Below are 13,702 nucleotides of genomic sequence, written 5' to 3'. Positions count from 1 at the left end.
GCCGCCGGACGGCAGCCCGGCGGAGCGGTGCCCCACCCACATCCGCGCACCGCTCCGCCGTCCCGCTCACCTGGGCCGCGGCACACACCCATGCAACTCCCCGTACCGCCGCTGCGCGATCCGCATCAACTCCGTCAAATCCCTGACCGCATCCCTCCCCTCGGCCACCCGCGCCAGCGAGATGTTGATCCACGGACGGACTCCCCCGCATCGGAAGACCCCGACGACGTCGTAGGGGTCGGTGACCGAGCCGGGAGGATCGTCCAGCAGGAGGACGGACCCTTTGCCCAGGTCAGCTGGCAACGGAACGGGCCCGAACCTGGCGAACTCTCCCCCATGCAGCCGTTCCAGCACCTTGTCGCCATCTCGCTGGGCCCACCCGAGCGACAACGGCTCGGGGATGACGTCAGGCGTTCGGCAGTCGCCGGAACTCTTCCAGAGCCCACTGCGGCGATCCGTCAGCCGGCCGGTGTAGCCGCTGATCCGACGTAGTGCTCCCTCAGGAACGAATCCGCATATGTACGGCGCCGCATCGACCAGGGGGCCTAGATGGGGCGTCGGGGCGACCCGGCCCGCCTTGCTGCCGGCGAGGCAGCCGGAAGAAAGCACCACAGCCACTAAGGCCATGATGGGTCGCCATGCTGTCGCCGCCATCAATCGCCTCTCCGGGGTGACAGCCTGAGATTGCGCCGCGCGTCGTCCGTGTTACCCAAGGTGTCGCGGGCTCGTTGCAGCAGGTCGCTGACTTCGCTGTTCCTGCGCGCCCACTTTAGGAAATCCCTGAATTCGTCCGATGTCATCGTTTTGATGGGTTTGATGGTGGCAGGGTCGCCGCCGGTGGCGAACGTTCGACCTTGGACCGAGTCGTCGTCGAACATGCCATTGGTCAGCATGGTCGTGATGATCATTTGCTCGGTCAGCCGCTCGACCGCCCGTTCATTGTGGGAAAGATCCTCATAAGCCATGTCCAACGGCATCCCTGATGTACCTGCCATGTGTTTGGCGATTTGGTCGTAGCCGGTGGTGGTGAGTTTTTCGTGGCCCTTTGTGAGGAAATCGCCGAAGGCGCCCTTGGCGAGGGTGCCGGCGAGGGTGGCGCCGGGGAGGGGGAGGAGGCCGAGGGAGTCGCGGACCATGGTGCGGAGGGAATCGTCGGTGCGTTTGGCGTCTTGGCCGGCGGCGACGAGGGCCTGGGCGCGGGTTTCGAGGAGGTGGCCGAAGAGGCGGGCCTCCTCGACGATGCGGTTGGTGAAGTGGCGGTTGAGGAGGTGGGCGCGTTCGGCGGCGGAGAGGGTGCCGTCGCCGTCGAAATCGCCTCGCTCAAGGGCGGAGCCGAGGTCGGGGATGGTGTTGAGGGCGGCGCGCATGTGTTCGGCGTGGGCGCGGACCAGGAGGTCGAAGGCGGCTTCGTCGCGGTTGACGAAGGCGAGCAGGCGGTCCAGGCGTTCGGAGGGGAGGGTGCCGAGGCGGCCGTGGTTGACGAAGGCGTCGGTGAGGTCGCCGATGCGGGCCGCGAGGGCGGCGGCGAGGGGGAGGCGCAGTGGGGCGACGCGGGCGAGCCCGGCCGGGTCGGCGATGGTGAGTTCGCCGTCGTCGCCGACGCCGAAGACGCCGTCGAGGTGGGCCGAGACGGTGGTGGCCAGCTCGGTGGCGAGGCGGGCCGAGATGGCGTCCTGGCCGGTGGTGGCGGATTGGAGCAGCCGGCCGAAGGAGGCATGGCCGCCGGTGAGGGCGAAGGCGTCCAGGCGGGTGGTGAGCAGGTAGGAGAGGGTGGAGCGGTCCCAGCCGGCGGGGGTGTGGTCGAGCAGGGCCTGGGCCGTGGCGGGGTCGGGGGCGGCGGCGGTGAAGAGGGCGTCGAGTACGCCCCGGCCGGAGTCCCCCGCGCCTGGAATGACAGTGCCGAGCATCGCCGCGAGGTCGAGCAGGGCCACCTGGGACGCGCCGAGGCCGAGCGGCCCCGTACGGGCCTGCCAGCGGCCGGCGTACAGCTCGCGCTCGAAGGCGATGGCGTCGCGACCCGCGACCTCCATGAAGCGGCGGGACCAGGCGTGGCCGCCGAACCGCCAGAGCAGCGCCTGGGCCTGGTAGCCGTAGTAGGTGACGCCGAAGGCGGTGTGCCGGGCCCTGCCCTCCCTGACCAGCTCCGCCAGCAGGTCATCGCCCGCGAAAGCGGCATCGTCAGGGTCGGTGGCCCTGGCCACGGCCGCCGACAGCAGGGTCAGCACCCGCCGGGCCTGGGCCGCGAACCGCTCGGCCCCCGCGCCGTCGCCGTGCCGGAGGGCGTCGCCGATCCGCCAGACCAGTACGCCCGGAACCCCGGCCACCCCGGCCCCGCCCAGCGTGCCCACGAAGGCCCGCACGAAGTCGGGGTCGTCCGGACCGGCGGCGGCGTAGGACTCCAGCCGCCGGATCGCCCCCGCCTCCCCCCGTACGGCCCGCCGCGCCGCGTCGCCCGCCAGCAGCCCCTCGGCCGCCGCCTCCCGATCCGGGACGGCGAAGAAGGTGCCCGTGGCCGTGCAGGCGCCGAAGGCGACCTGCTGCCGTTCCAGCTCCCTGATCAGCCGCTGCCTGCGGCGGATGTCGGCGCCCTGCGCGCTCACCCGCCGCGCGATCTCGCGGATGCGCAGCGCGGGCGTCGGGTCCAGACCGGCCGCCCGCAGCTCGCCGTACAGCAGCCCGGCCAGCTCCCCCAGTTGCTCGCCCGCCCGCCCGTGCCCGGCGACCAGCAGGTCGAACGCGGGCTGCCGGACACCGGTGAAGCCGGGCCCGGGGCTCACCGGGCCACCGCCAGCCCGGCGTGGGCGTCGGCCAGCGCGCGGGCGAGCATCGAGCGCAGGTCGTGCCGCAGGCCGTGGACCTCCTGCCCGAAGCGGACGGCCGCCGGACCGAGCCAGGCGTCGTCGGCCAGCAGGCGGCAGGACTCGTCGAGCGCCCGCCCGTGCTCGTCGGACATCCGCTGGATGCGGGCCACCGCCGCCTCCATCGCCGTGCGATCCAGCCCACCCATAGACTACCCAGTGTAGCCGCCTATCAACTGCCTGTCAGGCCCAGAAGATCCGCGAGCGGCCAGGTGTTGATCACCCGGTCGGGACCGATGCCGCAGCGGGCGGCGCGCTCGCAGCCGAAGCGCTGCCAGTCGAGCTGGCCGGGCGCGTGGGCGTCGGAGTCCAGGGCGAACAGGCAGTCCATCTCCCAGGCCAGGCGCATCAGCCGCTTGGGCGGGTCCTGCCGGTCGGGGCGGGAGTTTATCTCGACGGCCACGCCGTACCTGCGGCACGCCTCGAAGACCAGCTCGGCGTCGAACTCCGACTCCGGCCGCAGCCCGCCCCTGCGGCCTCCGGCGCGGACGATCCGGCCGGTGCAGTGGCCGAGCACGTCCACCCGGGGGTCGGCGATGGCGGTGACCATGCGCCTGGTCATCTCGTACCGATTCATCCGCAGCTTGGAGTGGACGCTGGCGACCACGATGTCCAGCCGGTCGAGCAGCGCCGGGTCCTGGTCGAGGGTGCCGTCGGGGTTGATGTCCACCTCGATGCCGGTGAGGACGCGAAACGGCGCGAGCCGGGCGTTCAGTTCGTCCACGGCGTCGAGCTGGCGGCGCAGCCGGGCGGGCGAAAGGCCGTTGGCGACGGTCAGCCGGGGCGAGTGATCCGTCAGGGCCAGGTACTCGTGGCCCAGCGCGATGGCCGCCTCCGCCATCTCCTCGATCGGCGAGCCGCCGTCGGACCAGTCGGAGTGGCTGTGCAGGTCGCCGCGCAGGGCCGCGCGCAGCGCGGCGGCCTCGGCTTCGAGGTCGTCGCCCGCGGTGGCCTGGAGGCGGCGCAGGTACGTCGGCACGTCCCCGGCCAGCGCCTCGGTGACGGCCAGCGCGGTGACCTTGCCGATGCCGGGCAGCGTGGCGAGGCCGCCCGTGCCCGCCAGCCGTTCCAGCTCATCGCGGGGCAGGTCCGCGACGACCGCGGCGGCGCGCCGGAAGGCGCGGACGCGGTACGTCGGCTCGCCCGCCCGTTCCAGCAGGAAGGCGATGTCACGCAGCGCTTGGACCGGGTCCATGTGGCAAACGTACCGCCGCCGCCATAAGACCGCCCCCCACCGCAAATCTGCCCCCATGGGGCGGGAGGGGTCTTGCCGGGCACAGCGCGGGGAGCTACCTTTCCACTAACAATTAGGAAACTTTCCTAAATGTGCTCTCTATGTCCTGGGCTTTCACCGGCGAAAGACCCATACCCCCCGCGATGTGGAGCAACGATGGCGATCAGGCCGACAAGAGCGAGAAGACCGGGAAGCAGGGCAGCGGCGCTGTTAGGCGCCCTTGCCCTGTTCCTCGGCATGGGGGTGGCGGCGACCGCCGTCCCCGCGGGCGCGGCGGCGGGACCGACCGCAGCCTGTAAGACCGCGCAGGACTGGGGCACCGGCGCCCAGTACACCTGCACGATCACCAATGGCGGCAGCGCGCAGTTGCCGAGCTGGAAGGTGGAGTTCGACCTCGCCTCCAACGTGCGCATGGGGTCGTACTGGGACGCTCTGCTCACCAGTTCCGGAACCCACCACACGTTCAACAACCGGTCCTGGAACGGCACGGTCAACCCCGGCGCCTCGGTGTCGTTCGGGTTCCTGGTGACCTACAGCGGCACGCTCGGCGCGCCGCAGAACTGCAAGCTCAACGGCGAGTCGTGCGACGGCGTGCCCACCGACACCCCGCCGACCGCGCCGACCAACCTGCGCAGCACCGAGGTCCTCCCGACCAGCGCGGCCCTCGCCTGGAACGCCTCGACCGACGACAAGGGCATCAAGAACTACGACGTCCTGCGCGACGGCGCCGTCGTGACCACCGTCACCGGCACCACCGCCAACGTCACCGGTCTCACCCCCGAGACCACCTACAGCTTCACCGTCCGCGCCCGCGACACCGCCGACCAGCTCTCCCCGGTCAGCACGGCGCTGTCGGTGAAGACCCCCGACGACGGCGTGGACGACCCGCCCACCCGGCCGACCAACCTGCGCGGCAGTGAGATCAAGCCGACCAGCGCCAAGCTGACCTGGGACGCCTCCACCGACGACAGGGGCGTCAAGAACTACGACGTCCTGCGCGACGGCAGCGTCGTCAGCACCGTCACGGGCACCAGCACCACGGTCACCGGCCTCACGCCCAAGACCACCTACAGCTTCACCGTCCGCGCCCGCGACACCGCCGACCAGCTCTCGCCGGTCAGCGCCGCGGTCTCGGTGACCACCCCGGACGAGGGCCAGGACGACCCGCCGACCCGGCCGGGCAACCTGCGCAGCACCAACACCACGTCCGACTCGGTCTCGCTGGCCTGGGACGCCGCCACCGACGACCACGGCGTGGCGGGCTACGACGTCCTCCAGAACGGCACCGCCGTGCAGACCGTGACCGGCACCACGGCCACGATCGGCGGGCTGACCGCGGGCACCTACAAGTACACGGTTCGCGCCAAGGACACCGCGGGCCAGGTGGGTCCGCTCAGCAACGAGATCTCCGTCACCATCGGCCAGAGCGGCGGCAACTGCCGTCCCGACGGCCTGTACCAGACCCCCGGCGTGAAGCCGCCGTACTGCCAGGTCTACGACACCGACGGCCGGGAGAAGCTGGGCTCGGACCACAAGCGCCGGATCATCGGCTACTTCACCAGCTGGCGGGACGGCGCCAACGGCGCGCCGCGCTACCTGGCCAGCGACATCCCGTGGAACAAGATCACCCACATCAACTACGCGTTCGCGCACATCGACTCGCAGAACAAGGTGTCGGTGGGCGGCAACATCCCGACCAACCCGGCGATCGGCCGTGAGTGGCCGGGCGTGCCGGGCGCCGAGATGGACCCCGAGTACTCCTACAAGGGTCACTTCAACCTGCTCAACAAGTTCAAGAAGCAGCACCCGAACGTCAAGACGCTGGTCTCGATCGGCGGCTGGGCGGAGACCGGCGGCTACATCGACGACAACGGCAAGCGGGTCGCCTCCGGCGGCTTCTACACGATGGCCAGCACCGACGCGGGCATCAACACCTTCGCCGACTCGGTGGTGGACTTCGTCCGCAAGTACGGCTTCAACGGCGCCGACATCGACTACGAGTACGCCACCTCGATGAACTACGCCGGCAACCCGGACGACTTCACGTTCTCCAACCCGCGCCGGGCGTCCCTCATGGGCCAGTACGTCAAGCTGATGAAGACGCTGCGGGAGAAGCTGGACGCGGCCAGCGCCGCCGACGGCAAGTACTACATGCTGACCGTCGCCGCCCCGGCCTCCGGCTGGCTGCTGCGCGGCCAGGAGAGCCACCAGATCACCCAGTACCTCGACTACATCAACATGATGACCTACGACCTGCACGGCGCCTGGAACCACTTCGTGGGCCCGAACGCCGCGCTGTTCGACGACGGCAAGGACGTCGAGCAGGTCGACGGCGCCGTGTACAGCACCTACGGCATGGGCTACCTGAACACCGACTGGGCGGCGCACTACTTCCGCGGCGCGGTTCCGGCGGGCCGGATCAACATCGGCGTGCCGTACTACACACGCGGCTGGCAGGGTGTCACCGGCGGTACGAACGGCCTGTGGGGCAAGGCGGCGCTGCCCGACCAGACCAAGTGCCCGCCGGGCACCGGCGGCACGGTCGGCTCGACCACACCGTGCGGCCACGGCGCGGTCGGCATCGACAACGTCTGGCACGACCTGGACAAGGACGGCAAGGAGGTGCTCGGCGGCGGTAACCCGATGTGGCACGCCAAGAACCTCGCGCAGGGCATCCAGGGCAGCTACATCCGTGACTACGGCCTGGACCCCGACACCGACCCGGCCGACAAGCTGAGCGGCACCTACACCCGCCACTACGACAACACCATGGGCGCGCCGTGGCTGTGGAACGCCAACAAGAAGGTGTTCATCTCCACCGAGGACGACCAGTCGATCACCAAGAAGGCCGACTACGTGGTGGACAAGGGCCTCGGCGGCGTCATGATCTGGGAGCTGGCGGGCGACTACGCCTGGGACGCCTCCCGGAACAACGGCCAGGGCGAGTGGTTCATGGGCACCACGCTGACCTCGATCCTGTACGACAAGTTCAAGAACGCCACGCCGTACAAGCATCTGAAGACCGACAAGACCATGCCGACCGAGACGGTGAACGTCAAGGCCGACCTGGTGAACTACCCGACAGGTGACTCGAACTACCCGATCACTCCCAAGCTCCGCATCACCAACAACTCCGGGCAGACCATCCCGGGCGGGGCGACGTTCACGTTCGAGTACGGCACCTCCGCGCCGGGCGACATGAGCCAGCAGTCCGGCTGGACGATGTCGGTGCAGCCCGGCCACACCGGCAACAACGTCGGTGGGCTGAAGGGAGACTTCCACCGGGTGACCCTCACCCTGCCGAGCTGGCAGACCATCGCCAACGGCGCGAGCGCCGAGGTGAACCTCAGTTACCGGCTGCCGATCGCGAGCCCGTCCAACTGGGTGCTCGCGTTCGGCGGTAAGAGTTACGCCCTGGTCCAGGACTACCCGCGGTCCTTGCCCGCGGCCGGTCCCCAGAAGTGATCCAAGGTAAGTGATCGACGACCGGGCCACCACTCCCGCACGGGGGTGGTGGCCCGGCCCTTTTCAGCGCACGGTTCGGAAGAAGGTATGGATGTCGGCGACCAGCAGGTCAGGGGCCTGCAGGGAGGCGAAGTGGCCGCCCCGGTCGTACTCCGACCAGTGCGTGACCGTGTTGGACAGCTCGGCCAGGCCGCGGATCGCGCCGTCGCCGGCGAAGTCGGCCACGCCGGTCGGCACCGGTGAGGGCTGATCGTGGTGGTGAACCGGGGCAGCCGGTTGAGCCGGGCCGCATGCTCGCGGAAGGAGTATCCGGTCCGCCAGTACTCGACGAGTTCCTGAAGGTAGTCGCGGTTCACGCCGTAGGACCAGCCCACCCCGGGCAACTGGTCGGGCCAGCGGGTCCGCGCCAGGCGCTCGTTCAGGTCGTCAAGGTCGGCCTGCAGGGCTGTGGTGTCTGCATGCGAGCAGTCTGGCGGCAGTGCCGGACAGCTCCCGTCCCTATAGTCCGCCGAGGTAGTCGTGCAGCCGCCCGGACCCCTCCAGCATCGCGGCGGTCCGCCGGAGCAGCGCCGCGCGGCGCTCGTCGATGGCCGCGCGCAGTGCCTCGCCGCTCCCGGTACTGCGCAGCCCGTCCAGCACCGCCCGGATCTGCGGGAACCCGTAACGCCCCTGGCGCAGCATGCGGATGATCCGGGCGTCCCTCAGGTCGGTCTCGCCGTACGTGCGATAGCGCGTGCCGCGCTCCCGGCGCGGCGTGAGCAGTCCCGCCGCCTCCCACACCCGCAGCGCGGACGTGCGCACCCCCAGCCTGGCGGCGACCTCGCCGATGCGCAGGCCGCCGCGGGGCACGCCGGTCGCGCCCGGGGGCCGCTCGGCCACCGCCGCCACGGCCGCGCCCGCGGCCTCCAGCGACAGCCGCTGCTCGTGCAGCGCGGCGTGCTCGGCGTTCACCACGGTGAGCGCCAGCGGCACGTCACCCGCGTGCACGGCCAGCATGATCCGCTGCGCGGCGTCCGGCCCGTACCCGCGCATCAGCGCCCGGTAGGTCAGCAGGGCCGCCCGGTGCCTGGCGTCGAACCTGCGGTAGCCGGACGGCGTGCGCGGGGCGGGCGGCAGGATGCCGTCGTCGGCGTAGTTGCGCACCTGCTGGGCGGAGATGCCGGCCTCGCGCGCCAGATCGATCGGACGCAGCACCCGCCCTGTATCACCCACAATTTTAAGGTTATCGGCACTTATTGCCGGAAATCTCCACTCAAGTCTCAACAAAGCACTTCAATGGAACACTTGAAGCCATGGGAACCCAGCGATCCCCCTCTCATTCCAGCACCGATCCCGCCTTCGAGACACACGGCCTGCGCATGCGCTATGGCTCGGCCGACGTGCTGCGCGGGATCGACATCCGCGCCGAACGCGGCGAGGTGGTGGCCCTGCTCGGCCCCAACGGGGCGGGCAAGACCACCACGATCGAGATCCTGGAGGGCTTTCGGAAACGCTCGGCCGGGGAGGTGCGCGTGCTCGGCACCGACCCCGGCGAGGGCGACGAGGCGTGGCGGGCCCGGCTCGGCATCGTGCTCCAGTCCTGGCGCGACCACGGCAAGTGGCGGGTCGGCGAACTCCTCACCCACCTGGGCCGCTACTACACCCCCTACGGCACGCCGGAGCGCCCCCGGCCGTACGACACCGCCGAGCTGATGGCCCTCGTCGGCCTGACCGAGCAGGCCGACGCCAGGATCGGGCGGCTGTCCGGCGGCCAGCGCCGCAGGCTGGACGTGGCGATCGGCATCATCGGCAACCCCGACCTGCTGTTCCTGGACGAGCCGACGGTCGGCTTCGACCCGCAGGCCCGCCAGGCGTTCCACGAGCTGATGCTGCGGCTGTCCGGCATGGACACCACGATCCTGCTCACCACCCACGACCTGGACGAGGCCGAGAAGCTGTCGGACCGCATCCTGCTGCTGGCCGGCGGCGAGATCGTCGCCGACGGCACCGCCGCCGAACTGGCCCGCCGCTTCGAGACCAAGGCCGAGGTCAGGTACACGATCGACGGCGAGCCGCACGCCCGCACCGTGGAGGACGCCACCGGCCACGTGCGCAGGCTGTTCGCCGAGCACGGCGAGGCGGTCGGCGACCTGGAGGTACGCCGGGCGAGCCTGGCGGACATCTACCTGACCATGGTCAGGGAGTTCGAGTCGGGACGGCGTACCGAGCCCGCCGCGCACCTGACGGAGGCGGCCCGATGAGCGGCGCGCGGGCGGCGGCCTACCGGGCCGGGTTCCAGCGCGGCGGGATCGAGCTGCGCCAGAACCTCACCAGCTTCTGGGACGTCTGGGGCGCGGCCGGACCGGCGCTGATCGCGGTGGTGGTGATGTTCGTGCTGCGCGGCAACACCGTGCCGGGCACCACCTTCTCGCTCGGCTCGCAGGCCGTCCCCGGCATCATCGCCATGAACGTCGCGTTCATCTGCCTGAACCTGGCCGCCGGGCTGACGGTGGACCGCGAGGACGGCACGCTGCTGCGGGCCAAGGCGATCCCGGACGGCATGACCGGTTACCTGGTCGGCAAGGTGCTCACCTCGGCCGGGATGGCCACGGTGAGCGTGCTCATCGTGCTGATCCCGTCGGCGTTCGCCTTCGACGGACTGGACCTGCGCCGCGTGCCGTCCTGGCTCGTGCTGGCCGGGGTGCTCGCGCTCGGGCTGGTGGCGATGATCCCGGTCAGCGCGATCCTCGGATCGATGTTCAACAGCGCGCAGAGCCTGGGCATCGTGATGCTGCCGGTCATGGGGCTGGTCGCCGTGTCCGGCGTGTTCTACCCGATCACCGGCTTCCCGGTCTGGCTCCAGTGGCTCGCCCAGGTCTTCCCGATCTACTGGCTGGGGCTCGGCATGCGGTCGGCGCTGCTGCCCGACGGCCTGGCCGCCGCGGAGATCGGGGCCTCGTTCCGGCCGCTGGAGACGGTGGTCGTGCTCGGCGTGTGGGCGGTCGCGGGGCTGCTGGTCGCGCCCGGCGTACTGCGCCGGATGGCCAGGCGCGAGTCGGGGTCGGCCGTGGCCGCGCGCAAGGAGAAGGCGATGCGCCGCCCCATGTGAGCCGGCCGCCGGGGGCCGAATCCCCGGCGGCCCGCCGGGTCAGCGGTTCATGGTCAGTTCCGGGATGCGGTCGCCGTAGCGGGCCAGCAGCCGTTCGTTGATCTCGTCGCCGCCCGGTACGTTGGCGCTGACCCAGCGGGGCAGCTCGACGCCGCGCGCGGCGGCGAGGTCGTCCAGCTCGGCCAGCAGCCGGGCCCACGCGTAGGACGCGAGGATCGTGGACACCGCGGCCGTGCGCGGGGCGTCCGGCGGGTGCACGGCGTCGCCCGGCGGCACGCAGGTGTCCAGTACGACCGTGGCGTGCCCGGCCAGCGTCCCCCCGGCCCGGTCGGCGGCGCCGCGCGAGGCGGCGGCCGAGGTCACCGCGATGACCGGCACGCCGCGCGCCGCGCACTCCTGGGCCATCTCCACCGGATACGGGTTGCGCCCGCTGGTGGAGAACACCACGGCCACGTCGGGCGGCCGGGGCTCGTACGCCTCGACCACCGCACGACCGAGGTCCGGCCGGCGCTCGGCGTCGGTACTGCGCAGCGCGCCCGCCAGCGGCTGCACCCGCTCGTCCCACATGGGCCGCACCGGCGCGAGGCCGCCCGCCCGGTAGAAGGTCTCGAAGACCATCGCCAGCGAGTGGCCCGCGCCCCCGGCATGGATGACGCCCCCGGCCTCGATCGAGCCGAGCAGCAGCGCGGCGGCCTCGCCGATCGCCGCGCCGGACGTCGCGTCGAGGTCGTCGAGCAGCCCGCGCACCCGATCGCCCAGCTCCGCCATCTACGCCCTCCCCTGGTCGCCGGCCACCGCCTGGCGCAGCACCTCGCCCAGCGCGTCCTGGTCGGGCGCGGCGCGCAGCCGGTCGGCCAGGCCCGCGAGGAGTTGCCTGGCCAGCGTGGACAGCGCCGCGACGTGCGAGTCCGCGTCCGGGGTGCAGAACGCGAGCAGCAGGTCCACCGGGTCGTTGTCCGGGTGCCCGAAGTCCACCGGCGCGGCCAGCCGGGTCACGCCCACGCCCACCGCGAGCCCGCCCTCCTCGGGCCGGGCATGGACCAGCGCCAGGCCCTTGGCCATCACGATGTACGGCCCGCTGGACTCGACCACGCCGACACACGCGTCCGGATAGCCGGGGCCGGCCGCGCCCAGCCCGACCAGCACCCCGGCCGCGGCGCGTACCGCTTCCCGCCAGTCCGCGGCGGTGACCCCGTCGCTCGCCCCGACCGCCGTCATGCGAGCCAGCCCTTCTCGGACAGGCGCTCGCGCAACTGCTCCACCAGCCCCTCCTTGTCCAGGAAGTCGCTGACCGTGATCACCACGGGCGCGAGATCCTCCAACTCGGAGGTGTGCATGCCCTGGCCGATCACCACGTCGGGACTCATCCCCCGCGCGCTTCCGATGTCGGTGTTCTCCACCCGGGCGTCCACGCCGAGCGTGCTCAGCGCGTCCTCGGCGGTCATCTTGAGCATCAGGCTGGTGCCCATGCCCACCCCGCACACGGCGAGGACGTCGAGCCTCCGGTCGAGCGCCATCAGATTCCCCCTCCTGTGTCGTTCACTTCTCCGCCGCGGCCACCGGGGTCTGCCCGGCCCGGCCGGCCCGCCTGGCCTGCCTGCGGCCGACGATCACCAAGGTCGCCACGGTGACGGCCAGCGCCACGATCGGCACCGCCCACACCGAGGCCCCGCCGATCAGTGGGTCCACCGCCTTCAGCAGCCAGGCGATGGCGTACCAGTCCGGGTCGGCGAGCGCGGCCAGCTCCGGCGCGGTGTTCTGGAAGAGTCCCCAGGTCAGCGCCTGGCCGACGGCCAGGATGAGCCCGGTCAGCACGCCGCCGATCAGCGCGCCGCGCCAGCCCGCCACCACGTTGCCGAACAGCCCGGTCGCGCCGCCGACGAAGAACAGCATGATCATCGGCGGGGCCAGGGTGAACCAGCCCGCCGCGGCGAAGATCCCGAGGCAGATCAGGAACGTCGCGGTGGAGGCCACGAAGCCGAACATCACGGCGGTCGGGGCCACCGGGAAGACGGTGGGCGCGTCCAGCGCGGGCCGGGTGCCGGGGATCACCTTGTCGCTGACGCCCTTGAAGGCGGGCACGATCTCGGCCAGGAACATCCGCACACCGAACAGCAGGATCGCGATGCCGCCCGCGAAGCGCAGCGCGACCAGCAGCGCCCACACCCACGGCGACAGGCTCTCGTTCATCGCGGCGGCCTGCTCGCCGACCACCTTGGAGTCGGCCAGCGCCACCGCGATCAGCATGATCACCGCGATGATCAGGGCGGTGCTGACGTTCACGTCCTTGAAGAAGGAGAGCTGGCGGGGCAGCTTCAGCTTCTCGGTGTCGTGCTTCTCGCGGCTCCCGAACGGCCGGGCGACGTAGCCGGTGAGCAGCGCGGTCAGTGAGCTGGTGTGCGCGTACCCGAACTTGTCGTCGGGCATCACCCGCAGCATGAGCGGGCGCATCCACAGGGGTTGCAGCGTGAAGTACGCGGCCACGAACCCCGCCCCGCACAGCACCAGCGTGAGCTGGTCGGCGTCCGGCGCGATCGTCACCAGCGAGGCCACGGTCACCGCGCTGACCCAGAACATCAGGTGCCCGGTGAGGTAGAGGTAGCGGGCGGCCGGGAACAGCCGCACGTTCACCACGTGGGCGGCGAACGCCACGGTGATCACCAGCGCGACCGTGCCGCCGTGCGTGCCGAGGAAGTCGGCGAGGGTCCGGTCGGCCTTGGGCGGGGTGGTGCCCATCGCGCTGGCCAGTACGGTCTGGAAGCTGCTGAGGCCGCCGGTGAGGACCTCGATGCCGATGAACAGGATGACCACGCCGATCGTGGCCCGCAGTGCGCCCGCCACCGTGTCCTCGAACCGTTTGCGCTGCAGCAGCAGCCCGGCCAAGGTGATCAGTCCGATGAGAATGGGGACCTGGCCGAACACGTTGTCGGCCAGGAAGGTGAGAATGTTCTTGACGATGTCCACGGTGGGTCCACCTCAGTCCTTGGTGACCTGAAGACGGATGTTGCTGATCATCGCTATCGGGGGTGGCGGGCCACGTCCGAATCGCCGATGGGG

13 protein-coding genes and 1 pseudogene are annotated in these 13,702 nt (G+C 71.2%); 3 read left to right on the top strand and 11 right to left on the bottom strand.

The window, feature by feature from the left end; translation table 11 throughout:
- Positions 1-66 precede the first annotated feature (66 nt).
- From DP939_RS45310 to DP939_RS04260, 4 genes are read right to left on the bottom strand one after another with little or no spacing between them, the layout of a single operon-like run.
- Complete coding sequence (locus DP939_RS45310; RefSeq protein WP_147267860.1) at positions 67-618, bottom strand: hypothetical protein; 552 nt, start codon at positions 616-618, stop codon at positions 67-69.
- A gap of 35 nt (positions 619-653) precedes the next feature.
- On the bottom strand, positions 654-2,777 hold the full coding sequence (locus DP939_RS04270; protein WP_113978999.1) for a hypothetical protein: 2,124 nt from the start codon (positions 2,775-2,777) through the stop codon (positions 654-656).
- Positions 2,774-3,007, bottom strand: a complete 234-nt coding sequence (locus DP939_RS04265; protein ID WP_147267859.1) for a hypothetical protein — start codon at positions 3,005-3,007, stop codon at positions 2,774-2,776. Before DP939_RS04265 ends, DP939_RS04270 begins: the two co-directional genes overlap by 4 nt.
- Positions 3,008-3,030: 23 nt before the next feature.
- The gene (locus tag DP939_RS04260; RefSeq protein ID WP_113978994.1) at positions 3,031-4,053 is read right to left on the bottom strand and encodes a PHP domain-containing protein; all 1,023 of its coding nucleotides are present in this window, start codon (positions 4,051-4,053) and stop codon (positions 3,031-3,033) included.
- A 276-nt stretch (positions 4,054-4,329) separates the two neighbouring features.
- Between DP939_RS04260 and DP939_RS04255 the strand changes: the two genes are divergently transcribed.
- Positions 4,330-7,557, top strand: a complete 3,228-nt coding sequence (locus DP939_RS04255; RefSeq protein WP_158578456.1) for a chitinase C-terminal domain-containing protein — start codon at positions 4,330-4,332, stop codon at positions 7,555-7,557.
- A gap of 63 nt (positions 7,558-7,620) precedes the next feature.
- Here DP939_RS04255 and DP939_RS47570 read toward each other — a convergent pair whose 3' ends face one another.
- The 3 genes and pseudogenes from DP939_RS47570 to DP939_RS04245 all read right to left on the bottom strand — a co-directional run bounded on the left by DP939_RS47570 (position 7,621) and on the right by DP939_RS04245 (position 8,769).
- Positions 7,621-7,794, bottom strand: a complete 174-nt coding sequence (locus DP939_RS47570; protein ID WP_225878033.1) for a hypothetical protein — start codon at positions 7,792-7,794, stop codon at positions 7,621-7,623.
- 68 nt (positions 7,795-7,862) lie between these two features.
- Positions 7,863-7,940, bottom strand: a pseudogene (locus tag DP939_RS49065) (epoxide hydrolase N-terminal domain-containing protein); the annotation flags it as partial.
- Between the two features lie 115 nt (positions 7,941-8,055).
- The gene (locus DP939_RS04245) at positions 8,056-8,769 is read right to left on the bottom strand and encodes a MerR family transcriptional regulator (RefSeq protein WP_113978987.1); all 714 of its coding nucleotides are present in this window, start codon (positions 8,767-8,769) and stop codon (positions 8,056-8,058) included.
- An 80-nt stretch (positions 8,770-8,849) separates the two neighbouring features.
- Between DP939_RS04245 and DP939_RS04240 the strand changes: the two genes are divergently transcribed.
- Together DP939_RS04240 and DP939_RS04235 are read left to right on the top strand one after the other, a co-directional pair.
- Positions 8,850-9,797: an ABC transporter ATP-binding protein gene (locus tag DP939_RS04240; RefSeq protein WP_199564922.1), complete on the top strand. Its 948-nt coding sequence runs from the start codon at positions 8,850-8,852 to the stop codon at positions 9,795-9,797.
- The gene (locus DP939_RS04235) at positions 9,794-10,645 is read left to right on the top strand and encodes an ABC transporter permease (protein ID WP_113978986.1); all 852 of its coding nucleotides are present in this window, start codon (positions 9,794-9,796) and stop codon (positions 10,643-10,645) included. The genes DP939_RS04240 and DP939_RS04235 overlap by 4 nt, the downstream gene beginning before the upstream one ends.
- Before the next feature lie 39 nt (positions 10,646-10,684).
- Here the strand turns inward: DP939_RS04235 and DP939_RS04230 are convergent, their stop codons facing one another.
- From DP939_RS04230 to DP939_RS04215, 4 genes are read right to left on the bottom strand one after another with little or no spacing between them, the layout of a single operon-like run.
- Positions 10,685-11,413, bottom strand: a complete 729-nt coding sequence (locus DP939_RS04230; protein WP_113978985.1) for an SIS domain-containing protein — start codon at positions 11,411-11,413, stop codon at positions 10,685-10,687.
- A complete protein-coding gene (locus DP939_RS04225) occupies positions 11,414-11,863 on the bottom strand; it encodes a PTS sugar transporter subunit IIA (protein WP_113978984.1) in 450 nt (149 codons plus the stop codon).
- Entirely contained in the window at positions 11,860-12,162 is a 303-nt protein-coding gene (locus DP939_RS04220) for a PTS sugar transporter subunit IIB (RefSeq protein WP_113978983.1), read from the bottom strand. Before DP939_RS04220 ends, DP939_RS04225 begins: the two co-directional genes overlap by 4 nt.
- 22 nt (positions 12,163-12,184) lie before the next feature.
- Positions 12,185-13,609 (bottom strand): PTS ascorbate transporter subunit IIC, encoded by a 1,425-nt coding sequence (locus DP939_RS04215; RefSeq protein ID WP_113978982.1) that lies wholly within the window; start codon positions 13,607-13,609, stop codon positions 12,185-12,187.
- Positions 13,610-13,702 lie beyond the last annotated feature (93 nt).

Source organism: Spongiactinospora rosea, from assembly GCF_003315795.1.
GTDB lineage: Bacteria > Actinomycetota > Actinomycetes > Streptosporangiales > Streptosporangiaceae > Spongiactinospora > Spongiactinospora rosea.
Note: the sequence above shows the minus strand (reverse complement) of the source record. Positions and strands in the feature narration are given on the sequence as shown.